Genomic DNA, 21,587 nt, shown 5'->3' with positions numbered 1-21,587 from the left:
CAGCCCTCGCGATACTGTTCAATCACTCCAATCAATGATGCTGTGCCCATCCGTGGGCTCCCTCTACGCTCAGGCGCATTTCCTTGTCCCGTCGAGAGCGCCGCATGTCCAGCAACCTTCTGTTCCAGCCCTTCACCCTTGGCTCCCTTGACCTGCCGACGCGGGTGGTCATGGCACCGATGACCCGTACCTTCTGCCCCGGTGGCGTACCTCATGACGGCGTGGTCGAGTATTACCGGCGCCGCGCCGCCGCTGGTGTCGGGCTGATCATCAGCGAAGGCACCACGGTCGGGCACAAAGCCGCCAATGGCTACCCCAATGTGCCGCGCTTCCATGGCGAGGACGCGCTGGCCGGCTGGAAACGGGTGGTCGAGGCCGTGCATGGCGAAGGTGGGCGCATCGTGCCGCAGCTGTGGCACGTGGGTAGTGTGCGCCGCCTGGGCACCGAGCCTGACCCCAGCGTCCCTGGCCATGGTCCGAGCGCCAAGGAGAAGGACGGCCAGGTCGTGGTCCATGGCATGAGTCGCGACGATATCCGCGACGTGATCGCCGCCTTCGTCCAGGCCGCCCGCGATGCCCAGGCCATCGGCATGGACGGCGTGGAGATCCACGGCGCCCACGGCTACCTGATCGACCAGTTCTTCTGGGCGGCCAGCAACCGTCGCGACGACGAGTATGGCGGCGACCTGGCCGGTCGCTCGCGTTTCGCCATCGAGCTGATCCAGGCCGTGCGTGCCGCGGTCGGCCCTGATTTTCCGATCATCCTGCGTTTCTCGCAGTGGAAGCAGCAGGACTACAACGCTCGCCTGGTGGAAACGCCCGAAGCGCTGGCGGCGTTCCTCCAGCCGCTGGCAGACGCCGGTGTGGATATCTTCCACTGTTCCACCCGACGCTTCTGGGAGCCGGAGTTCGAAGGCAGCGACCTCAACCTGGCCGGTTGGACCCGTCGGCTCACAGGCAAGCCGACCATCACCGTAGGCAGCGTCGGCCTGGACGGTGAGTTCCTGCAGTTCATGGTCGATACCGACAAGGTAGCCAGGCCGGCCAGCCTCGAAGGCCTGTTGCGCCGCCTGGCGGATGAGGAGTTCGACCTGGTGGCGGTAGGGCGTGCGCTGCTGGTGGATGCGCAATGGGCGCAGAAGGTGCGCGAGGGACGTGAGGGCGATGTGCTGCCGTTCAGCCGCGAGGCACTGATGAGCCTGGCTTGATTGCCAGGGTTTCGAGCGCCGGCGCTTCGCAGGCACGGTCCTGGCAAGCGCCACGCAGAAAACCTTCGAACTGCTCGACGATTGCCGGCCAGCCTTGGCGGCTGGCGTGCTGACGGGCATTCAGGCGCACCCGGCGCAGGGTCTCGCTTTCTTCCAGCAACCAGCAGGCCGCGTCGATGAACGCTGGCGGGTCCCCCGGCATGGCCAGGGCGCCGCTGTGGCCATGCCGGATATGCTGGGCGGCGGCGGCCTCGTCGTAGGCGACCACCGCCAGCCCTGAGGCCATGGCTTCGAGCACCACATTGCCGAAGGTCTCGGTGAGGCTGGGGAACAGGAACAGGTCGCCGCTGGCATAGTGCTCGGCCAGTACCTCGCCGCGCTGCGCCCCGCAGAACACGGCATCGGGCAGTTGCTGCTCGAGCTGTGCGCGGGCCGGGCCGTCGCCGACGATCACCAGGCGCAGACGCTGCTGTGGATAACGTTGGCGCAGGGATTCCAGGCAGGGACGCAACAGGGCCAGGTTTTTCTCGGCCGCCAGGCGTCCCACATGCAGCACGGCGATATCGTCCACGCCCAGGCCCCATTGCTCACGCAATGCCTGGTTGCGCCGCGCCGGGTTGAACAGGCCGGCATCCACGCCACGGGCCATCAGCCCCAGCCGTTCGAAGCCACGGCGCTCCAGCTCCAGGCGCTGGCTGGCACTGGGCACCAGGGTGATCGCGGTACGCCGGTGGAACCAACGCAGGTAATGGGTGAGCAGGCGGGTGAACCACCCCAGGCCGTATTGCCCGGAATATTGCGGAAAATTGGTATGGAAACCACTGACCACCGCGATGCCCAGGCGCCTGGCGGCGCGCAGGGCGCTCAAGCCCAGCGGCCCCTCGGTGGCGATATAGAGCACGTCCGGGCGCTGGCGGCGCCAGCGGCGCAGCAGTTTGTGCATCGACACCTCACCCCACTGCAGGCCTGGGTACCCCGGCAATGGCCAGCCCCGGCACAACAGCAGTTCGTCGTCGCTGCCCGCAGCCACGTCGATGGCCTGGCGCGGGCGCACCAGCTCGACCTGGTGGCCCCGCTGTCGCAGCCCTTCGCCGAGGCGACCGAGGGTATTGGCCACGCCGTTGATTTCGGGTGGAAAGGTTTCGCTGACCAGGGTGATGCGCAAGGACGATGTCTTCATGGAAAAAATTTTCCGCCGCCCCGGTTGCGCCCATGTGACATGTTTGTGACGTGCGGATGACGCCTGATTTCCGGCGTTTTCGGTCGGATGAATATTTCCTTGTATTGCGCTCAAGAACCCCGACCGCGCAGCCGATGACAAGGCATTCGACTTAAGGAAATCGCTCCGGAGAGCGGCCATGTTCAACAGCAAACTGAAGAAAGAAATCCAGCAACTGCGCGAAGAGTTGATGTCCATCGAGCAGGTGAAGAACAGCCTCGACAGCGAGATGCTGGTGCTCCAGCTCGACCCCCAGGGGCGTATCGAGTCGGTCAACGGCAACTTCGAGAACGAGATGCTCTACCGCGCCGAGCAACTGATCGGGCGCAACATCGAGGAGATCGTTCCGCCGCACGTGAAGAAGCTCGACTTCTACCAGCGCATGAAGAACGCCATCACTCGGGGTGAACACCTCAATGGCGCTTTCCGTCTGCTGCGTGGCAATGGCGAGGAGGCCTGGCTGCGTTCGATCCTGCAGCCAGTGAAGAACAGCGAGGGGCGGATCAAGTACTTCTCGCTGCACTCCAGCGACCTGACCCGCACCATTGAAACCTCTCGCGAGCATGAAAGCCTGATCAAGGCGCTGATGCGTTCCACCGCGGTGATCGAGTTCAACCTCGACGGCCAGGTACTGACCGCCAACGACCGTTTCCTGCAGACCATGGGCTACACCCTCGATCAGGTGCGGGGCAAGTCGCACCGTATCTTCTGTGAGCCGGAGGAGGCCAACTCGGCGGGCTACCAGGCGTTCTGGGACAAGCTGCGCCGTGGCGAATACGTCGCCGAGCGCTTCAAGCGCATTGACGCCCATGGTCGCGTGGTATGGCTGGAAGCCTCGTACAACCCGATCATCGATGCCCACGACGTGCTCTACAAAGTGGTCAAGTTCGCCACGGTGATCACCGACCAGGTCAACCAGGAACTGGCCGTGTCCCAAGCCGCGGACATCGCCTACACCACCTCGCTGGAGACCGACAGCAGTGCGCGCAAGGCCACCGACGTGGTGACCCAGACCGTCGAGGTGATGCGTGGCCTGGAAGGTTCGATGCAGGATGCCGCCGATGGCATCCAGGCGCTGGACAAGCAGTCCAAGGTGATCGGCGCGATCATCAAGACCATCAGCGACATTGCCGGACAGACCAACCTGCTGGCGCTCAACGCCGCCATCGAGGCCGCCCGTGCCGGCGAGCAGGGGCGTGGTTTCGCGGTGGTCGCCGACGAAGTACGCCAGTTGGCGTCGCGCACCAGCAGCGCCACCGAGGAAATCGCCAAGGTGGTGCAGCAGAACGAGCAACTGGCCCAGGCGGCGGTGGACATCATCGACACCAGCAAGCGCCAGGCCGAGCAAGGGCTGGCCCTGGCCGCCGATACCGGTGGGGTGATCGTGGAGATCCAGGAAGGGGCGAAGAAGGTGGTGGACGCGGTGGGGCAGTTCTCCAATCAGTTGAGCCACTGACCCGGTGTTCGCAGCGCGGGCCAGGTCTGCTCCCTGGTGGAAGTGGACCTGACCCGCGCTGTTTGCTTCAGTTGCGCTCGCGCACCCAGAACAAGGTAGCGCCGGCCACCGCCGCCGGCATCATCAGCACGTTCACCAGCGGTACCATCAGTGCCAGGTAGGTGATGCCGCCAAAGCCCAGCGACTGCCAGCGCTTGCTACGCAGCCAGGCGAGCATGTCCTGCCAGCTCATCTTGTTGTTGTCCGCCGGGTAGTCGATGTACTGGATGGCCATCATCCAGATCCCGAACACCAGCCACAGTGGCGCGGCGATCACATTGACCACCGGTATGAACGACAGGACGAACAGGCCGATGGCCCGCGGCAGGAAGTACCCCAGCTTGCGCATCTCGCGGCCGAAGGTGCGCGGCACCATGGCCATCAGCTCGCTCCAGCTGAACGGCGGGAAGGTGTCCTGACCGCGCACCACCACTTCGACTTTTTCGGCGAGAAACCCGTTGAACGGCGCGGCGATGACGTTGGCCAGCATCGTGAAGGTGAAGAACACCATCAGCGCCACCAGGGCGACGAACAGCGGCCAGAGGATGTAGGTGAGAAAGCCCAGCCACTCGGGCAGGGTCGGCATCAGCGCATCGACCCACAGGCTGAACTGGTGCCCGGCGAAGTAGATCAGGCCGCAGAACAGCAGCAGGTTGACCGCCAGGGGCAGCACGACGAACAGCCGCAGGCTCGGACTCATGACCAGTTTCAGGCCTTCGCGCAGGTACTGTGGGCCGGAAAGGACGGGGGCTTGCATCTTGGATGCTCCGCAAAAGGAAAACGCGCTGACCTTACCGAGTTTGGCGCGTCGACGAAAGGCATCGGGTGTTCGGGAAACGGCGTGTAACAAAGCGCATGCACAATGCCTATCGGTTTCTTTCCGGCATAGAGAATGCCTATAAGGTGGATTGTCGAAGGATATTTCCTTAATCTCTGCGGCCTCGCTACAGTGCGCTCATCTTTTCGTTTCTGGACCGACGCGTTGTAGCCTTCCCCAAGTGCTGCGTGGGTCCGTTTTAATTCCAGCTGGCGCAGCCGGCACCCTGATGCCGGCTCAGTGCGGCCCGCTCGACAGGAGTTCGACATGTCTGAAGTACGTCATTCGCGCGTCATCATTCTCGGTTCCGGCCCTGCCGGTTACAGCGCCGCGGTCTATGCCGCCCGCGCCAACCTCAAGCCGCTGCTGATCACCGGCATGCAGGCCGGCGGCCAACTGACCACCACCACCGAAGTCGACAACTGGCCGGGCGATCCCCACGGCCTGACCGGCCCGGCCCTGATGCAGCGCATGCAGGAACACGCCGAGCGTTTCGAGACCGAAATCGTCTTCGACCACATCAACGCCGTCGACCTGGCCAACAAGCCGTTCACCCTGCAGGGCGACAGCGGCACCTACACCTGCGACGCACTGATCGTCGCCACCGGTGCCAGCGCCCGTTACCTGGGCCTGCCGTCGGAAGAGACCTTCATGGGCAAGGGTGTATCGGCCTGCGCGACCTGCGACGGTTTCTTCTACCGCAACAAGCCGGTCGCCGTGGTCGGCGGTGGCAACACCGCCGTGGAAGAGGCGCTGTACCTGGCCAACATCGCCAGCAAGGTGACCCTGGTGCACCGTCGTGACAGCTTCCGTGCCGAGAAGATCCTGGTCGACAAGCTGCACGCCCGTGTCGCCGAAGGCAAGATCGAGCTCAAGCTCAACGCCACCCTGGACGAAGTGCTGGGTGACAACATGGGCGTGACCGGCGCGCGTCTGAAGAACAACGACGGCAGCAGCGACGAGATCAAGGTCGACGGCGTGTTCATCGCCATCGGTCACACCCCGAACACCTCGCTGTTCGAAGGCCAGCTGACCTTGAAAGACGGCTACCTGGTCGTGCACGGCGGCCGTGAAGGCAACGCCACCGCCACCAACGTCGAGGGCGTGTTCGCCGCCGGCGACGTGGCCGACCACGTCTACCGCCAGGCCATCACCTCGGCTGGCGCCGGTTGCATGGCTGCCCTGGATGTCGAGCGCTACCTGGACGGCCTGGCCAACGCCGCGCACTGATCCAGCAGGCTTGCCCCGCGATGAAAAAACCGGCCCTTCTGGCCGGTTTTTTCATGTCTGGAGCCAATCTCAGAGGCTAAGGCGCATCGACAGGTCCACCGCCTTCACATCCTTGGTCATCGCGCCGATGGAGATGTAGTCCACACCGGTCTCGGCGATCACCCGCAAGGTGGCCTCGTTCACTCCGCCGCTGGCCTCCAGCTTGGCCTTGCCGGCGGTGATGCGCACCGCTTCGCGCATTTCATCCAGGGTCAGTTCGTCGAGCATGACGATATCGGCGCCGGCCGCCAGTGCCTGGCGCAGCTCATCCAGACTCTCCACTTCGATTTCCACCGGCTTGCCCGGGGCGATGCGGTGCGCCGCCGCCACGGCCTGGGCCACGCCACCGCTGGCGGCAATGTGGTTCTCCTTGATCAGGAAGGCGTCGTACAGGCCGATGCGGTGGTTGTGGCAACCGCCGCAGGTGACCGCGTACTTCTGCGCCAGGCGCAGGCCCGGGAGGGTCTTGCGGGTGTCGAGCAGGTGCACCTGGGTGCCTTCGACCAGGTCGGCCAGAAAGCGCGCGCGAGTGGCCACGCCCGAGAGCATCTGCAGGAAGTTCAGCGCCGTGCGCTCGCCCGTGAGCAGCGAGCGCGCCGGGCCTTCCAGGTGGAACAGTGCCTGGTTGGCCATGGCCCGCTCGCCGTCGGCTACCTGCCAGTGCACCGCCACCCGCGGGTCGAGCTGGCGAAACACCGCGTCGACCCAGGCGGTACCGGCAATCACGCAATCCTCACGGGTGATGATGGTGGCCTTGGCCAGGCGCTCGGCGGGGATCAGCTGGGCGGTGATGTCGCCATTGCCGACGTCTTCGAGCAAGGCGCGGCGCACGTTGGCTTCGATTTCGGCGGTCAGGTCGGCGAGGCGTAGGTTCGGCATGGTCGGCTCCACAAGCTAGGTGCCGGCGATTATAGGGCAGGGGGGCGGCGTGTACAGCCGCTGGGGCGACGACCTTTGGTCAGGCCATCTGAGCATTGGGGGAATTTCACGGTCAGTTGAGGCGAACGCATGGCGTGCTGGCAGCTGTAGGAGTTTTCACTGATAATGGCGCCCAGTATTTGGCGTCATAGCTTTGACGTACCTTCCCGTCGGCACAACGTTACATCCAGCAAGGAGTCCCGGATGCATAAAGAAGGCAAGGTGGTGCCCTTGGCGGCCGCCATCGACCGGAGCGCGCGTGCGCTCTCGCCGTGCCTTCCCGTGCTGCTCCTGCAGGTGCGCGACAAAGCCGCGCTGCAATTGCGCCAGGGCTTGCAGGCGCTGTTCGACAATGCCGACGACACCCTGTTCGAGATGGCCGACAAGGCTACCGGGCGTGCCGACCAGAACCTTTATTTCGAGGCCATGCGCGACGTGCGCCTCAAGCGCAAGAGCATCGAGCGTGGCTTTCTCGACACCTTCTACGAGGCCTTCGCCCGTATTGGCCTGGCCGAGACTCTGGAATCGTTGTCCGCACTCCAGGGGCACTCGCCGCTGGAGCGTTCGGTGGCGGTGCAGGGCATGGTCGACCGGGTGCTGTCGCGCGACGGTTTCGTCCTGCAGCAACTGAACCTGCGCTTTGCCGCATTGCTCGACCAGGCGCTGGACGAGCAGCGCAACCCGCTCGGCCCGGCGGCCCTGTGTGGCTACTTTCTCGAGGCCGGGCGCAACCTCGGCGTGGGCGCCAGCGTCAAGCTGGTGCTGCTCAAGTTGTTCGAGCGCTACCTGCTGCGCGACCTCGACCTGTTGTACGGCGAGGCCAACCAGTTGCTGGCCAGTGCCGGCGTGCTGGCCGACCTGCAACCTGCGCCGCGCCGCCGCGCCGAAGACCGGCGCAACATCGCCCGGCGTGCCCCGGCCAGCCCTGCGCTGGTCGGCGAGGCCGGCGCAGACAGTGCCGGGCAGGCCTTCGTCGCCTCGTTGCAGGGCCTGCTGGCACCGGCCCGTGGCCGAGTCGCCCCGCGCCTGCAGGCCGCCGGTGGTGCCCAGCCGATCAGCACCGGCGACCTGCTGCGCCTGCTCACCCACTTGCAGCACTATGTGCCTGCCCCTGGCGAGCCGGACGACTTCAACCTCGGCCAGCAGCTCGAGCAGTTGCTGTTGCGGGTCAGCGTGCGCAGCGGCACCCGGCGGCGCATCGGCACCGACGACGAGGACATGATCACCCTGGTCGGGCTGCTGTTCGTCTTCATCGAGGCCGACGACAACCTGCCGCCGAGCCTGCGTGCACTGATCGGACGCCTGCATATTCCGCTGCTCAAGGTCGCCCTGCTCGACAAGGCACTGTTCAGCCGCGCCAGTCACCCGGCCAGGCGCCTGCTCAACGAGATCGCGGCAGCGGCCATCGGCTGGGAGACCGAGGGCGATGGCCAGCGCGACAGCCTGCACCTGCGGGTGGAGCGTATCGTCCAGCGCCTGCTCAACGATTTTTCCGAAGACTGCGCGGTGTTCGCCGAGTTGCTCGAGGAGTTCCTGGCTGTCGCCCAGGACGAGCGCCGGCGCAACGATCTGCTCGAGCAACGCACCCGTGACGCCGAGGAAGGTCGTGCCCGGGCCTTGCAGGCACGCCAGCAGGTGCAGCAGGTATTGAACCTGCGTCTGCATGGCCGGGTGCTGCCGCAGGTGGTGGTGCAGATGCTCGAGCAGGCCTGGAGCCAGGTGCTGTTGCTGGCCTGGCTCAAGCAGGGTGAGGACTCCGTGGCCTGGCGCGAGGCGCTGGCGACCGCCGACCTGCTGCTCGCCAGCATCGCCCCGCAGGGTGAACCTGCCCGCTTGCTGGAGCAGGTCCCGGACCTGCTCAAGGCGCTGCGCGACGGCCTGGCGAGCGTGGCGCTGGATTCGGCGGCCACCCGCGATTTCTTCCTGCAGTTGGAGAAGCTGCACCTGCGCGCCTGTGGCGGCGCAGATGCAACGGCCGACCCGGCGTTGGCCGAGGTGCGGGTCGAGCACGCTATCGTCCTGGCCATCGCCGACGAATCGGCCTGTGGGCCGCGCTTGCACCTCGACAGCCAGGCGGCGGACCTGCGCCAGGTGCAGCGGCTGCGGATCGGTGCCTGGATCGAGGTGATGGACGACGATGAACCGCTGCGTTGCAAACTGGTGGCGCGTATCGACAGCAGCGATCGCCTGGTCTTCGCCAACCGGACCGGGATGAAGGTGCGCGAATGGAACCGCGCCGGGCTGGCGCAGGCCCTGCGCCGTGGCGAGGTGCGCTTGCTGGACGATGGCCTGCTGTTCGAGCGGGCACTGGAGGCGGTGCTGGAGCAGTTGCGCGGCCAGCAAGCGCAGTGATTGCCCGTGACGGGGCCTTTCAGCGCTTCGAATGCCATCAATTCCTGCTGGCTGCTAGGTTTTTTCCTACACAATCATTTACATGCAAGCGTCGCCTGGGCGCGGCATACTGACCGTCTGCCCGTGACGTCACTCAGGATCTGCACCATGCAATTGGACCGTGCGACCGGCTGGTTCACCGGCGTCAGCCTCTGCCCCTCGCCGAACTTCAACGCCCGCCCCGAAGGCGAGGCCATCTCGCTGCTGGTCATCCACAACATCAGCCTGCCGCCGGCCTGCTTCGGCACCGGCAAGGTCCAGCAGTTCTTCCAGAATCGGCTCGACCCGGACGAGCATCCCTACTTCACCAGCATCAGCCACCTGACCGTGTCGGCGCACCTGTTCGTCGAGCGCGACGGCCAGGTCACCCAGTTCGTCTCGCTGCTCGACCGCGCCTGGCATGCCGGGGTGTCGCGCTTCGAGGATCGTGAAGGCTGCAACGACTTTTCCATCGGCATCGAGCTGGAGGGCACCGACGAGCAGCCCTACACCGACGCCCAGTACGCCACCCTGGAGCAACTGACCCGCGAGATCCGCCGCGTCTGGCCGGTCATCGACCGGACGCGCATCTGCGGTCACAACGACATCGCGCCCGAACGCAAGACCGATCCGGGCCCGGCATTCGACTGGCCGCGCTATCGCGCCGCCCTGCTGCGTAATGAGGACATGGCATGAGTTTTCTGGTGTTGGTGCTGGCCCTGTGGATCGAGAAGTTCTCCGCCCTGCGTCAGCGGTTGCAGCGTGATGGTTTCTACCTCGGCGAGCTGGTGCGGCTGGAGCGCAGTGGCAAGGTCCACCCCTGGTGGACGCTGGCCATCCTGGTCTTGGCGCCGGTGCTGCTGCTGGTCCTGTTGCTGCACGTGCTGGAGCCGGTGGCCTACGGCCTGCTGGCGCTGCCGGTGCATCTGCTGGTGCTGGTCTACAGCCTCGGGCGTGGCGATGTGAAAGGCTCGCTCGGCTCGTTCCGCGATGCCTGGCGGCGCGGCGACGACCAGGCCGCCCTGCATGTGGCCGAGCGCGACCTGGGCCTGGCCGCCGAGGATGCGCCAGGGTTGATCAAGCGCGTCCAGGGCTATCTGTTGTGGCAGGCCTACCAAAGCTTTTTCGCGGTGATTTTCTGGTATTTCCTGCTCGGGCCGGCGGCGGCGCTGGCCTACCGTCTGCTGGCACTGGGCGGCGAGCACAGCCAGCAGCCCGGACTCAAGTCGCTGGCCGCGCAGTTGCGCCATGCCATGGACTGGTTGCCGGTACGGGTGATGGCGCTGACCTTCGCCCTGGTCGGCAATTTCGTTGCCGTGATGCGGGTGGTGCTGCACGAACTGCTGGACTGGCGTATCAGTGCCGCGCACCTGGTGGCGAAAGTCGGGCGGGTCGCGGACGACATACCCGAGGAGGAGGACCACGCCCGCGGGCTGGCGCGCCTGGACAGCCTGTGGGAGTTGCTGCTGCGTTGCGCGGTGCTGTGGTACGCCTGCTTCGCCCTGTGGACCGTACTGGGTTGACAGCAGCCCTTCGCCGGCGCCCGCAGGGCCATTCTTGCGGGCGAATGGGCGCTTAACCATAAGTTACAAACCTTGATTTCAATCTGCGCTATACAAAGCCCCGGGCCAGAGATGGCCTAGTGCTACCCCGCAGAACAACAAGAATTCAAGGAGGTAACCTGTGAAGCGTCTGCTCTATCCGGCCATCGCATTGATGAACCGCCTGAGCTTCGGCCTGAAGTTCAGCCTGATCAGCGTCCTGTTCTTCCTGCCCATGCTGGCCACCAGCTTTTACCTGGTGCGTGATGCCTACAACCAGTTCCACGCCACCCGCGCCGAGCTCCAGGGGCTGGCACCGCTGGGGGGCAGCCTGGCGCTGCGCGGCGAACTGGAGAGCCTTGGCAACCTTCTGCAGATAAACGCCGTGCTGGGCCAGTCGGGTCAGGCTGGCGATGTCGAGGCGCGCATTGGCGCGCTCCAGGACAAGGTCCAGGTCCAACTGCAGGCGCTGGCGGGCGGCGACCCGGTAGTGGAGGCCAAGCGTGCGGAGCTGGCCGAGGCCTTCGACCGTGCCCGGGGCGAGACATCGCTGCAGAACAAGGCGGCCCTGTTCGACAAACTGCTGGCCCAGGCCCAGGTGCTGGGCAAGCTGATCGCCAGCCAGGCCGGGCTCAGCCAGGACAGCCAGGCTTCGGTGCGGCAACTCGGCGAGCTGCTCGGCAGCACGACTGCCCAGGTCACCCAGGCCTTGGGTGAGGGCCGGGCGATGGGGGCGGTGGCCCTCGGTCGCGGCTTCATGGACTCCGCCGGCAGTGCCCGTTTCGAAGACCTGTTGCAGCGCCTGGAGCGGTTGTCGAGCGACTACGCGCTGCGCCTTGACGAAGCCCTGGCAGGCGACAGCCAGGCGCGTGCAGCGCTGGCGGCCAGCGCCCAGGCCAGCCAGGCCACGGTCAAGCAGGCCGCCACCTTGTTCGAGGACCAGGTGGTGGTGGCCGAAACGTTGGATGCGCCTTGGGCCGGCCTTTACCAGCAGACCAGCGAACTGATGGCCCGCACCTACCAGCTCAACGATGCCGTGCTGGCGCACCTGCACGGCCAGCTTGAGGAGCGCCTCGGCCAGCACCGCCTGCGCATGATCGCCCTGGTCGCGGCGCTGGCCACGGTGTTCGTGCTGATCGTCTACCTGTACAGCGGCTTCTATGTTTCCACCCGCGAGACCCTCGGCAATCTGGGCAGCGCCATGGACAAGGTGGCCGCCGGCGACATGACCATCAGCTTCCAGGCCCGCAGCCAGGACGAACTGGGCGAGCTGGGGCGCGGCTTCAACGAAACCGTGCGGCGCATTCGCGGCCTGATCGAGCAGGTCGGCCACACCGTGGCCACGGTCGAGGAGCAGGCCGGCCAGGTGCTGTCGGTTTCTGCCCGCAGCAACCAGGCGGTCAGTGGCCAGCGCCAGCAGATCGAGCAGGTGGCCACGGCGATGAACCAGATGAGCGCTACCGCGCAGGAGGTCGCGCGCAGTGCGGCGCTGGCCGCTGAAGGCGCGCAGAAGGTCAACCACGAGAGCGCCTCGGGACGTGACCTGGTGCACAGCCAGCAGGGCAGCATCGCCCGCCTGGCCGGCGAGATCGACCAGAGCGTGGCGGCGGTGAACCAGCTGGCTGGTGACAGCCAGGCCATTGGCCGGGTGCTGGAAGTGATTCGCAGCATTGCCGAGCAGACCAACCTGCTGGCGCTCAACGCCGCCATCGAGGCTGCCCGGGCCGGCGAGCAGGGCAGGGGCTTCGCCGTGGTCGCCGACGAGGTGCGCACCCTGGCCCGGCGCACCCAGGACTCCACCGAAGAGATCGCACAGATGATCCAGCGCCTGCAGGATGGCGTTGGCGCGGCGGTAAGGGTGATGGGCAGCAGCCATGCCATGGCGGCCGGAACGGTCGACGAGGCACGCCAGGTACAACAGGCGCTGGGCAACATCCTCGGGGCGGTGGGCGGAATCGTCGAGCAGAACCAGCAGATCGCCGCGGCCGTGGAGCAGCAGACTGCGGTGGCCCACGACATCGACCAGAACATCGTGGCGATCAACCGGGCAGCGCAGGACACCACCGATGGCGCCTGCCAGACCGAGGATGCCAGCCGTGCGCTGTCGGCGCAGGTGGTGGAGCTCAAGCGGCTGATCGGGGCATTCAGGATCTAGCCGCTGCTACAGGGGCGCGTTCGTTGGGCTACCAGCCAAACACTTCGCAGGCGTTGCGGCTGCTGGTTTCGGCCAGACGCTCAGGTTCGATGCCCATCACCTCGGCCAGCGCCCGGGCAATGTCCGGCAGGTGCTCGGGGCTGTTGCGTTCGCCTGGGAACATCGCCGGGGCCATGTCCGGTGCATCGGTCTCCAGTACCACGCTGTCCAGCGGCAAGCGCGGCAGGGTCTTGCGCAGGCGCAGCGCCTGCGGCCAGGTGCCGGCCCCGCCCAGGCCCAGGCGAAAGCCCAGCTTGATGTATTCGCGCGCCTCCTCGTAGCTGCCGGCAAAGGCATGGATGATCCCTGCACGTGCCGGCTTGTAGCGCTTGAGCGTGGCGATCACCTGGGCATGGCTGCGGCGCACGTGCAGCAGCGACGGCAACGCGAAGTCGCAGGCCAGTTGCAGCTGCGCCTCGAACAGTGCCTGCTGGCGTTGTGGGTCGAGCTCCGGCAGATAGAAATCCAGGCCGAACTCACCGACCGCGCAGAGCCGGGGATCACCACGCAGGCGCTCGAGCCAGTCGCGCAACTGCACCAGGTGCTCGGGGCGGTGCTGCTCGAGGTAGATCGGGTGCAGCCCCAGTGCCGCATACACGCGGTCCTCGGCACAGGCCAGGTCCCAGACTCGCTGGAAGTTGTCCTGGTACACCCCCAGCACCACCATGCGCTCCACCCCGCGCGCCGCCGCATTGGCCAGCAGGCGCGGGCGGTCGGCGTCGAAGTCGGGGAAGTCCAGGTGGGTGTGGGTGTCGATCAGGCGCATGTTCAGGCCTTGTCGATCCGTTGCTTGAAGGTCCGGCCGATGGCGTGTACGCCGGGTTGGTAGCGTTTCTCCTCGATCGCGGCCAGGGCCAGTTCCAGCGCGGTGGCGGCGATCAGGCCGTGCTGCTGGGCCATGGCGTTGACCGGCAGCGGCAGGAAGTCGAGCAACTGGTTGTCGCCGAAGGTGCCCAGTTGCAGTTGGCGCGAATCTTCCGGGCGCGTCTGCAGGGTGTCGAACACGCCTTGCAGCAACACGTAGGAGGTCGTCACCAGGGCATCCGGCAGGCCGCCGAGCTCGTCGATCAGTTGCTGCATCAGGCGTTGGCCACATGCACGGCTGAACGCTTCGCCCTGGTAGCGGCGCACGTCGCCGCCGAACGCCTGCAGCGCCTCGTCGAAGCCGCCGAGGCGGGCCTGGCTCACCGACAGTTCGGGGCGCGCGCCGATCAGGGCGATGCTGCGCGGCTGGGTCTTGAGCAGGCTCTGGGCGAGCTGGCGACTGGCGTCGCGGTCGTCGCTGATCACCGAGCAGAAGTGCGTCGGGTCCAGGCGGCGGTCGATGGCTATCACTGGCAGGCCCTTGGCTTGCAGCACGCGGTAGCTGTCGTCTTCCGGTGGCAGGCAGCTGGCGACGAACAGCGCATCGCAGCGACGGGCGCGGAACAGTTGCTGCAGTTGGCGTTCGCTGTCGGGCTGGTCGTCGCTGCTGGCGATCAGCAACTGGTAGCCACGGGCGCGGGCGCCCTGTTCCAGCTGCTTGGCGATGCGGGCGTAGCTGGGGTTCTCCAGATCCGGGAGAATGAAGCCCAGTGTGCGGGTGTGGCGGCTGCGCAGGCCGGCAGCCTGGGGGTTGGGCGTGAAGCCGTGCTCCTCGACCACCGCGCGCACGCGCTCGACGGTGCTGCTGCTGATGCGCTGCTGTTCGGCCTTGCCATTGATGACGTAGCTGGCGGTGGTCACGGACACACCGGCCAGACGGGCGATATCGCTGAGTTTCACCGAATTTTCCTTGTTATTTCCGGGGCTGGCTGCGTGGCTTGACCGGGTAGTTTCACCTATCGGCAGGCCCGCGCGCAGACGACCATTGTCGCAATTGTCCGACAGGATGGGGCTTTTTCGTCGGAAGATTATCGAGTAACGTGGCCACTTGGTCAGATTAAACGTTTCAGCAGCAGGCGATTTCCTGCCCGTCATTCCAGAAATCGCCCGTGATGCTCAACGTTTGAACGACATTTGCCGATGAATTCCACAACAATACCTCGGCGCCCTGCATGGGCGTCGCAAAAGGAGAGGGTCATGCTCGAGCTCGCCGTGGAGCAGATTGCCATGGGCCAGCGCGCCGCCGACAAGGATGAGGCGCTGGCGTTGCTGGCCGATCGACTGGTCGCCGATGGCCTGGTGGCCGCTGGCTACCTGGAGGGCCTGCGCGCCCGCGAGGCGCAAGGCTCGACCTTCCTCGGCCAGGGCATCGCCATCCCCCATGGCACGCCGCAGACCCGCGACCAGGTGTTCGCCACCGGCGTACGGTTGATGCAGTTCCCCGAGGGGGTGGACTGGGGCGACGGCCAGATCGTCTACCTGGCCATCGCCATCGCGGCCCGCTCCGACGAGCACCTGCGCCTGCTGCAACTGCTCACCCGCGCCCTCGGCGAGACCGACCTGGCCGAGGCCCTGCGCCGGGCGAGCTCTGCCGAGGCGCTGCTCAAGCTGCTGCAAGGGGCGCCCCAGGCGTTGGCCCTGGACGCGCAACTGGTGGCGCTGAATCTGGTGGCGGAAGACTTCGACGAGCTTGCCTGGCGCGGCGCGCGCCTGCTGCAGCGTGCCGGTTGTGTCGACAACGGTTTCGCCGCCGTGCTGCAAGAGGCCGAGCCACTGCCGCTGGGCGACGGCCTGTGGTGGCTGCACAGCGAGCGCCAGGTGCGCCAGCCTGGGTTGGCGTTCCTCACTCCACAGACGGCCTTGCGCTACCGTGACCAGCCCCTCAACGGGCTGTTCTGCCTGGCCAGCCTCGGTGCCGCCCACCAGGCGTTGCTCGAGCGCTTGTGCGAAGTGCTGATCGAAGGCCGGGGGCAGAGCCTCTACCGGGCCAGCAGCAGCCGCGACGTGCTCGAAGTGCTCGGCGGCGAGGCGCCCGCCGACTGGCCCAGCGTGCGGGTGGTGCTGGCCAACCCTCATGGCCTGCATGCGCGTCCGGCCAAGGTGTTGGCCCAGTTGGCCAAGGGCTTCGAAGGCGAGATTCGTCTGCGGCTGCTCGACAGCGCCCAGCCCGCCGTGTCGATGAAGAGCCTGAGCAAGTTGCTGAGCCTTGGCGCGCGGCGCGGGCAGACGCTGGAACTGATCGCCGAACCAGGGATCGCAGCCGATGCCCTGCCGGTGCTGCTGGCCGCCATCGAACAAGGTCTGGGTGAGGAGGTCGAGCCGCTGGCCCAGGCGGTCCTGCCTGTTCAGGCGTTGGCGCAGCCGCTGCTGGCGCCGGAGTCGGGCAGCGCCCTGCAAGGTGTCGCGGCGTCGCCGGGCATTGCCAGTGGCCCGGCGCATGTGCGCGTCGAGCGCGAGATCGATTACCCACTGCGCGGCGAGTCGCCAGCGCAGGAACGACTGAAGCTGCGCCAGGCCATCGAGCAGGTGCATGCCGACCTGTCCACATTGGTGCAGCGCAGCGACAAGGCCATCGGCGAAATCTTCGTCACCCATCAGGAAATGCTCGCCGACCCAGCGCTGAGCGACGATGTCGAGGCGCGCCTGGCCCAGGGAGAAAGCGCAGCCGCCGCCTGGATGACGGTGATCGAAGCCGCCGCTCGTCAACAGGAGGCGCTGCACGATGCCCTGCTGGCCGAGCGCGCCGCCGACCTGCGCGACATCGGCCGTCGGGTACTGGCGCAGTTGTGCGGCGTGCACGATGCCGCCGAGCCTGAACAACCCTACGTGCTGGTGATGGCTGAGGTCGGTCCTTCGGATGTGGCTCGCCTGGATCCGGCACGGGTCGCCGGCATCGTCACCGCCCAGGGCGGCGCCACTGCCCACAGCGCCATCGTCGCCCGTGCCCTGGGCATTCCGGCGGTGGTCGGCGCCGGCGCGGCTGTGCTGTTGCTGGAAAACGGCACGCCATTGCTGCTGGACGGCCAGCGCGGCCGGGTCGCGGTCGCGCCGCCTGCCGCCGAGCTGCAACGGGCCCTGGCCGAGCGTGATGCTCGCGAGCGGCGCCTGCAGATCGCCTGGGTCAACCGCCACGAACCGGCAGTGACCCGTGACGGCCACGCCGTCGAAGTGTTCGCCAACATCGGTGAGAGCGCCGGGATCGACAAGGTGGTGGAGCAGGGCGCCGAAGGCGTCGGGCTGCTGCGCACCGAGCTGATCTTCATGGCTCATCCGCAGTTGCCCGATGTCGCCACCCAGGAGGCCGAGTACCGGCGTGTGCTCGACGGCCTCGGCGGGCGGCCACTGGTGGTGCGCACCCTGGATGTCGGCGGCGACAAGCCGCTGCCGTACTGGCCGATCGCCGCGGAAGAGAACCCGTTCCTCGGCGTGCGCGGCGTGCGCCTGACCCTGCAGCGCCCGCAGGTGATGGAAGACCAGTTGCGCGCGTTGTTGCGCGCCGCCGACAACCGACCGCTGCGGATCATGTTCCCGATGGTCGGGCAAATGCATGAATGGCGCGCCGCCAAGGCCATGGTCGAGCGCCTATGCCAGGAGACCCCGGTCGCCGACCTGCAGGTAGGCATCATGGTCGAGGTGCCCTCGGCCGCGTTGCTGGCGCCGCAACTGGCCCGCGAGGTGGACTTCTTCAGCATCGGCACCAACGACCTGACCCAGTACACCTTGGCCATCGACCGCGGCCACCCGAGCCTCTCGGTCCAGGCCGATGGTCTGCATCCTGCGGTGCTGAACCTGATCGACATGACCGTGCGCGCGGCTCATGCCCAGGGCAAATGGGTGGGGGTATGCGGCGAGCTGGCGGCCGACCCGCAGGCGGTGGCGGTGCTGTTGGGCCTGGAGGTGGACGAACTGAGCGTCGCTGCCCGCAGCGTCGCCGAAGTCAAGGCACTGGTACGCCAGGCCGATCACACAACGGCTCGCGCCCTGGCGCGCGAGGCCTTGCAACAAGACAGCGCCGAAGCAGTCCGGGCGCTGGTGGAGCGTTACTGAGATGGCCAAGATCCTCACCCTCACCCTCAATCCGGCGCTGGACATCACCGTCAGCCTCGAGCGCCTGCGCGCGGGCACCGTCAACCGTGCCCAGGCCCAGCACAGCCATGCCGCCGGCAAGGGGCTGAATGTCGCCCAGGTGCTGGCCGACCTTGGCCACGAGGTCACCGTCGGCGGCTTCCTCGGCCAGGACAACCTGCAACCGTTCGAGGCACTGATTGCCCAGCGTGGCTTTGCCGACTGCTTCGTGCGCGTGCCCGGCGAGACCCGCAGCAATCTCAAGCTGGTCGAGGCCGACGGGCGCGTCACCGATATCAACGGCCAGGGGCCGCAAGTCGACGAGCTGGCGCAGGAGGCATTGTTGCAGCGCCTGGAGCAGGTGGCGCCAGGGCATGACGCCGTGGTGGTGGCTGGCAGCCTGCCCCGCGGGATCCACCCCGACTGGTTGCGCGCGCTGCTGGACAGGCTCCGGGCCCAGGGCCTGAAGGTCGCCCTGGATACCAGCGGCGAAGCCCTGCGCGCAGGGCTCATGGCTGCGCCCTGGCTGGTCAAGCCGAATACCGACGAGCTTGGCGAGGCGCTCGGGCTGCCGGTGGCTGACGCCGCCGGGCAACGCCGGGCCGCCAGCCAGCTGCTGGCCAATGGCGTCGGCCATGTGGTGGTGTCCCAGGGCGAGCACGGCGTGAGCTGGTTCACCCGCGCTCTGGCACTGCACGCCCTGCCGCCGCGAGTGCGCATCGCCAGCACTGTCGGCGCCGGTGATTCACTGCTGGCGGGCATGGTCCATGGCCTGCTGCTGGAGGAGGCGCCCGCCGTCACCTTGCGTCGTGCCACGGCCATTGCCGCCCAGGCGGTCACCCAGGTCGGCTTCGGCATTCACGACCGTGAGCAATTGGCGCGGCTCGAAGCCGGCGTGCAACTGACAGAACAACAAGAGGGTTGCCGATGAACATTGCGATTGTCACCGCCTGCCCCAACGGCCAGGTGTCCAGCGTGCTCAGCGCGCGCCTGCTGGCAGCCACGGCCCAGCGCCGTGGCTGGAACACCTGTGTCGAGGTACAGGACGCCGGGCAACCCGAAGGGCGCCTGAGCGCCGCGCAGATCGCCGAGGCCGACTGGGTGCTGGTGGTCAGCACCGGCCCGGTGGACCTGACGCGCTTCGCTGGCAAGCGGTTGTACCAGAGCACGCCGGCCCAGGCCCTGGCCGACCGCGACAGTTTCCTCGACCAGGCCGCCGCCGCTGCCGCGGTGCAGCACGCCAGCCCAATGCCTGACGCCCTCAACGGCGCGGTGAAGATCGTCGCGGTCACGGCCTGTCCGACCGGCGTGGCTCACACCTTCATGGCCGCCGAGGCGCTGCAGCAGGCTGCCCTGGCCCTGGGTTACCAGTTCACCGTGGAAACCCAGGGCTCGGTCGGCGCGCGCAACCCGTTGCCTGCCGAAGCCATCGCCGAGGCCGACGTGGTACTGCTGGCCGCCGACATCGAAGTGCCCGCCGCGCGCTTCGCCGGCAAGCGCATCTACCGCTGTGGCACCGGCATCGCCCTCAAGCAGGCCCGCGCCACCCTGGACAAGGCGCTGGCCGAGGCCAAGGTGGAAAGTGCCGGCGATGCTGCCGGCATGACGCAGAAAACCGAGCACGCCGGAGTCTACAAGCACCTGCTGACCGGCGTGTCGTTCATGCTGCCGATGGTGGTCGCCGGTGGCCTGCTGATCGCCTTGTCGTTCGTGTTCGGCATCGAGGCCTACAAAGAGGCGGGCACGTTGCCCGCGGCATTGATGCAGATCGGCGGCGAGGCGGCGTTCAAGCTGATGGTGCCGTTGCTGGCCGGCTACATCGCCTGGTCCATCGCCGACCGCCCTGGCCTGGCGCCAGGGATGATCGGCGGCCTGCTCGCCAGCACCCTGGGCGCGGGTTTCATCGGCGGCATCGTCGCGGGTTTTCTGGCCGGCTACAGTGCCAAGGCCATCGCCCGTTGGGTGCGTCTGCCGAGCAGCCTGGAAGCGCTCAAGCCGATCCTGATCATTCCGCTGCTGGCCAGCCTGTTCACCGGCCTGGTGATGATCTACGTGGTCGGCCAGCCGGTGGCGGCGATGCTCGAAGGTCTCACGCACTTTCTCGACAGCATGGGCACCACCAACGCGATCCTGCTCGGGCTGCTGCTCGGCGGGATGATGTGCGTCGACCTCGGTGGGCCGATCAACAAGGCCGCCTATGCGTTCTCGGTGGGACTGCTGGCCTCGTCGAGCTACGCCCCGATGGCGGCGACCATGGCCGCCGGCATGGTGCCGCCGATCGGCCTGGGCCTGGCCACCTTCCTGGCCCGGCGCAAGTTCGCCCAGAGCGAGCGTGAGGCGGGCAAGGCGGCGCTGGCGCTGGGCCTGTGCTTCATCTCCGAAGGGGCGATCCCGTTCGCCGCCAAGGACCCGTTGCGGGTGATTCCGGCCAGTATCGCCGGCGGCGCGCTGACCGGTGCGCTGTCGATGTACTTCGGCTGCAAGCTGATGGCGCCCCACGGTGGGCTGTTCGTGCTGCTGATCCCCAATGCGATCAACCATGCGCTGGCGTACCTGCTGGCGATCGTTGCTGGAAGCCTGGTGACGGCGGTGGTGTACGCGCTGATCAAGAAGGGCGAGCAGGCCGAGCTGGTAGTGGCGCCGGCCAAGGGCTAGACCCTGTCGCGGGGCAAGCCAACGCGCCCCTTAGCCTCGGGGCCTGCTGCGCAGCGGCTTCAACAAGTCGCCCAGCCCGTTGTGGTCGATCTCGTGCATCAACGCCAGCAAGCCGCCCAACTCTCCGGGTGGAAAACCCTTGCGCGCGAACCATGCCAGGTAGTCGCCGGGCAGGTCGGCGATGACCCGCCCCTGGTACTTGCCGAAGGGCATGGTGCGGGTGACTAGCAGTTGCAGGGATTCGGGCTTCATCGGTCGGCGGCCTGTGGCGGGGGATGCGCGGACCATACTGCAAACTGCACGACGACCCAAGCGCCAATCATGCAGAACGCCTATTCCCGGGATACTTATTCATTTCATAACTTCATGTTTTTAAAGTGATTTTTTAGAGTCGCGAACTGGCATGAAGCCTGCTCCGGTAGAAGCGACTATCACCTGCCAAGGAGTTGTTGCCATGAGTAATCCCAACAAAGACACGATCGAAGTGCTCAACGATCTGATCGAGTACAGCAAGGATGGTGAAAAGGGCTTCAAGGCATCCGCCGAGGATGTGAAGAACCCTGAGCTGAAGGCCTTCTTCGTCCAGCGCGCCGGCGAATGCGCCACGGCCGCGGCCGAGTTGCAGAACGAAGTGCGGCGCCTGGGCGGCGATCCCGAGACCGGTACCAGCATCAGTGGCGACCTGCACCGCGGCTGGGTCAACCTCAAGTCGATGGTCACCGGCAAGGACGAGACCGCGGTGCTCAACGAGGTCGAGCGTGGCGAGGACCATGCGCTGAAGGCCTACAAGGACGGCCGCGAGAAGCTGGTCAAGCTGGGCCGCAGTGCCAGTGACCAGACCTACGCGCTGGTGGAGAAGCAACTGCAAGGCGTGCAGCGCAACCATGACCAGGTCAAGGCGTTGCGCAACGCGGCGCGCGCGCGGGCCTGAACCTTGTCGACGCATTTGCCGGCCAAGCCGGCGAATGCGTC

At 66.7% G+C, this 21,587-nt stretch carries 17 protein-coding genes; 11 read left to right on the top strand and 6 right to left on the bottom strand.

Annotation, left to right across the window (positions count from 1 at the left end; all coding sequences use genetic code 11):
* The first annotated feature begins 104 nt into the window (after positions 1–104).
* Positions 105–1,208 carry an NADH:flavin oxidoreductase gene (locus tag F3J43_RS05625; protein WP_166883823.1) on the top strand — a complete coding sequence of 368 codons (1,104 nt, stop codon included), beginning with the start codon at positions 105–107 and terminating at the stop codon, positions 1,206–1,208.
* On the opposite strand, the gene F3J43_RS05620 is transcribed toward F3J43_RS05625, so the two are convergent.
* Positions 1,177–2,388: a glycosyltransferase family 4 protein gene (locus F3J43_RS05620; RefSeq protein WP_166883822.1), complete on the bottom strand. Its 1,212-nt coding sequence runs from the start codon at positions 2,386–2,388 to the stop codon at positions 1,177–1,179. The two genes, F3J43_RS05625 and F3J43_RS05620, sit on opposite strands and share 32 nt — an antisense overlap.
* Before the next feature lie 178 nt (positions 2,389–2,566).
* Between F3J43_RS05620 and F3J43_RS23995 the strand changes: the two genes are divergently transcribed.
* Positions 2,567–3,883: a methyl-accepting chemotaxis protein gene (locus tag F3J43_RS23995; RefSeq protein WP_166883821.1), complete on the top strand. Its 1,317-nt coding sequence runs from the start codon at positions 2,567–2,569 to the stop codon at positions 3,881–3,883.
* Positions 3,884–3,950: 67 nt separating this feature from the next.
* Here the strand turns inward: F3J43_RS23995 and cysZ are convergent, their stop codons facing one another.
* The gene (cysZ, locus tag F3J43_RS05610) at positions 3,951–4,679 is read right to left on the bottom strand and encodes a sulfate transporter CysZ (protein WP_166883820.1); all 729 of its coding nucleotides are present in this window, start codon (positions 4,677–4,679) and stop codon (positions 3,951–3,953) included.
* 327 nt (positions 4,680–5,006) lie between these two features.
* Between cysZ and trxB the strand changes: the two genes are divergently transcribed.
* On the top strand, positions 5,007–5,969 hold the full coding sequence (trxB, locus tag F3J43_RS05605) for a thioredoxin-disulfide reductase (protein WP_166883819.1): 963 nt from the start codon (positions 5,007–5,009) through the stop codon (positions 5,967–5,969).
* A gap of 69 nt (positions 5,970–6,038) precedes the next feature.
* Here the strand turns inward: trxB and nadC are convergent, their stop codons facing one another.
* A complete protein-coding gene (gene nadC, locus F3J43_RS05600; protein WP_166883818.1) occupies positions 6,039–6,887 on the bottom strand; it encodes a carboxylating nicotinate-nucleotide diphosphorylase in 849 nt (282 codons plus the stop codon).
* Between the two features lie 243 nt (positions 6,888–7,130).
* Between nadC and F3J43_RS05595 the strand changes: the two genes are divergently transcribed.
* From F3J43_RS05595 to F3J43_RS05580, 4 genes are all read left to right on the top strand, one after another.
* Positions 7,131–9,278, top strand: coding sequence for a DUF1631 domain-containing protein (locus F3J43_RS05595; protein ID WP_166883817.1), 2,148 nt, complete (start codon positions 7,131–7,133; stop codon positions 9,276–9,278).
* 147 nt (positions 9,279–9,425) lie between these two features.
* Complete coding sequence (ampD, locus tag F3J43_RS05590; RefSeq protein WP_166883816.1) at positions 9,426–9,992, top strand: 1,6-anhydro-N-acetylmuramyl-L-alanine amidase AmpD; 567 nt, start codon at positions 9,426–9,428, stop codon at positions 9,990–9,992.
* On the top strand, positions 9,989–10,819 hold the full coding sequence (gene ampE, locus F3J43_RS05585; protein ID WP_166883815.1) for a regulatory signaling modulator protein AmpE: 831 nt from the start codon (positions 9,989–9,991) through the stop codon (positions 10,817–10,819). Before ampD ends, ampE begins: the two co-directional genes overlap by 4 nt.
* Before the next feature lie 160 nt (positions 10,820–10,979).
* Complete coding sequence (locus F3J43_RS05580) at positions 10,980–12,992, top strand: methyl-accepting chemotaxis protein (RefSeq protein ID WP_166883814.1); 2,013 nt, start codon at positions 10,980–10,982, stop codon at positions 12,990–12,992.
* A gap of 28 nt (positions 12,993–13,020) precedes the next feature.
* On the opposite strand, the gene F3J43_RS05575 is transcribed toward F3J43_RS05580, so the two are convergent.
* Positions 13,021–13,797 carry a TatD family hydrolase gene (locus F3J43_RS05575; protein WP_166883813.1) on the bottom strand — a complete coding sequence of 259 codons (777 nt, stop codon included), beginning with the start codon at positions 13,795–13,797 and terminating at the stop codon, positions 13,021–13,023.
* Between the two features lie 2 nt (positions 13,798–13,799).
* Positions 13,800–14,795 (bottom strand): catabolite repressor/activator, encoded by a 996-nt coding sequence (gene cra / locus F3J43_RS05570; protein ID WP_166883812.1) that lies wholly within the window; start codon positions 14,793–14,795, stop codon positions 13,800–13,802.
* A 297-nt stretch (positions 14,796–15,092) separates the two neighbouring features.
* On the opposite strand from cra, the gene ptsP reads away from it, so the two are divergent.
* Genes ptsP through F3J43_RS05555 form a run of 3 tightly spaced genes read left to right on the top strand, consistent with a single transcriptional unit; the run spans position 15,093 to position 20,615 of the window.
* Entirely contained in the window at positions 15,093–17,942 is a 2,850-nt protein-coding gene (ptsP, locus tag F3J43_RS05565; protein ID WP_166883811.1) for a phosphoenolpyruvate--protein phosphotransferase, read from the top strand.
* A gap of 1 nt (position 17,943) precedes the next feature.
* Positions 17,944–18,891, top strand: coding sequence for a 1-phosphofructokinase (gene pfkB, locus F3J43_RS05560; RefSeq protein WP_166883810.1), 948 nt, complete (start codon positions 17,944–17,946; stop codon positions 18,889–18,891).
* Positions 18,888–20,615, top strand: coding sequence for a PTS fructose-like transporter subunit IIB (locus F3J43_RS05555; RefSeq protein WP_166883809.1), 1,728 nt, complete (start codon positions 18,888–18,890; stop codon positions 20,613–20,615). Before pfkB ends, F3J43_RS05555 begins: the two co-directional genes overlap by 4 nt.
* Positions 20,616–20,645: 30 nt before the next feature.
* On the opposite strand, the gene F3J43_RS05550 is transcribed toward F3J43_RS05555, so the two are convergent.
* Complete coding sequence (locus tag F3J43_RS05550) at positions 20,646–20,867, bottom strand: DUF3820 family protein (protein ID WP_166883808.1); 222 nt, start codon at positions 20,865–20,867, stop codon at positions 20,646–20,648.
* A gap of 202 nt (positions 20,868–21,069) precedes the next feature.
* On the opposite strand from F3J43_RS05550, the gene F3J43_RS05545 reads away from it, so the two are divergent.
* Positions 21,070–21,546, top strand: coding sequence for a ferritin-like domain-containing protein (locus F3J43_RS05545; protein WP_166883807.1), 477 nt, complete (start codon positions 21,070–21,072; stop codon positions 21,544–21,546).
* Positions 21,547–21,587: the final 41 nt, after the last annotated feature.

It is taken from the genome of Pantoea sp. Cy-639 (genome assembly GCF_011752525.1).
Lineage (GTDB): Bacteria > Pseudomonadota > Gammaproteobacteria > Pseudomonadales > Pseudomonadaceae > Aquipseudomonas.
Note: the sequence above shows the minus strand (reverse complement) of the source record. Positions and strands in the feature narration are given on the sequence as shown.

Excerpts from the sequence above, each read along its gene's own strand:
- F3J43_RS05625 (WP_166883823.1), top strand. The coding sequence starts at position 105 with ATGTCCAGCAACCTTCTGTTCCAGCCCTTCACCCTTGGCTCCCTTGAC.
- F3J43_RS05620 (WP_166883822.1), bottom strand. The coding sequence starts at position 2,388 with ATGAAGACATCGTCCTTGCGCATCACCCTGGTCAGCGAAACCTTTCCA.
- F3J43_RS23995 (WP_166883821.1), top strand. The coding sequence starts at position 2,567 with ATGTTCAACAGCAAACTGAAGAAAGAAATCCAGCAACTGCGCGAAGAG.
- cysZ (WP_166883820.1), bottom strand. The coding sequence starts at position 4,679 with ATGCAAGCCCCCGTCCTTTCCGGCCCACAGTACCTGCGCGAAGGCCTG.
- trxB (WP_166883819.1), top strand. The coding sequence starts at position 5,007 with ATGTCTGAAGTACGTCATTCGCGCGTCATCATTCTCGGTTCCGGCCCT.
- nadC (WP_166883818.1), bottom strand. The coding sequence starts at position 6,887 with ATGCCGAACCTACGCCTCGCCGACCTGACCGCCGAAATCGAAGCCAAC.
- F3J43_RS05595 (WP_166883817.1), top strand. The coding sequence starts at position 7,131 with ATGCATAAAGAAGGCAAGGTGGTGCCCTTGGCGGCCGCCATCGACCGG.
- ampD (WP_166883816.1), top strand. The coding sequence starts at position 9,426 with ATGCAATTGGACCGTGCGACCGGCTGGTTCACCGGCGTCAGCCTCTGC.
- ampE (WP_166883815.1), top strand. The coding sequence starts at position 9,989 with ATGAGTTTTCTGGTGTTGGTGCTGGCCCTGTGGATCGAGAAGTTCTCC.
- F3J43_RS05575 (WP_166883813.1), bottom strand. The coding sequence starts at position 13,797 with ATGCGCCTGATCGACACCCACACCCACCTGGACTTCCCCGACTTCGAC.
- ptsP (WP_166883811.1), top strand. The coding sequence starts at position 15,093 with ATGCTCGAGCTCGCCGTGGAGCAGATTGCCATGGGCCAGCGCGCCGCC.
- pfkB (WP_166883810.1), top strand. The coding sequence starts at position 17,944 with ATGGCCAAGATCCTCACCCTCACCCTCAATCCGGCGCTGGACATCACC.
- F3J43_RS05555 (WP_166883809.1), top strand. The coding sequence starts at position 18,888 with ATGAACATTGCGATTGTCACCGCCTGCCCCAACGGCCAGGTGTCCAGC.
- F3J43_RS05550 (WP_166883808.1), bottom strand. The coding sequence starts at position 20,867 with ATGAAGCCCGAATCCCTGCAACTGCTAGTCACCCGCACCATGCCCTTC.
- F3J43_RS05545 (WP_166883807.1), top strand. The coding sequence starts at position 21,070 with ATGAGTAATCCCAACAAAGACACGATCGAAGTGCTCAACGATCTGATC.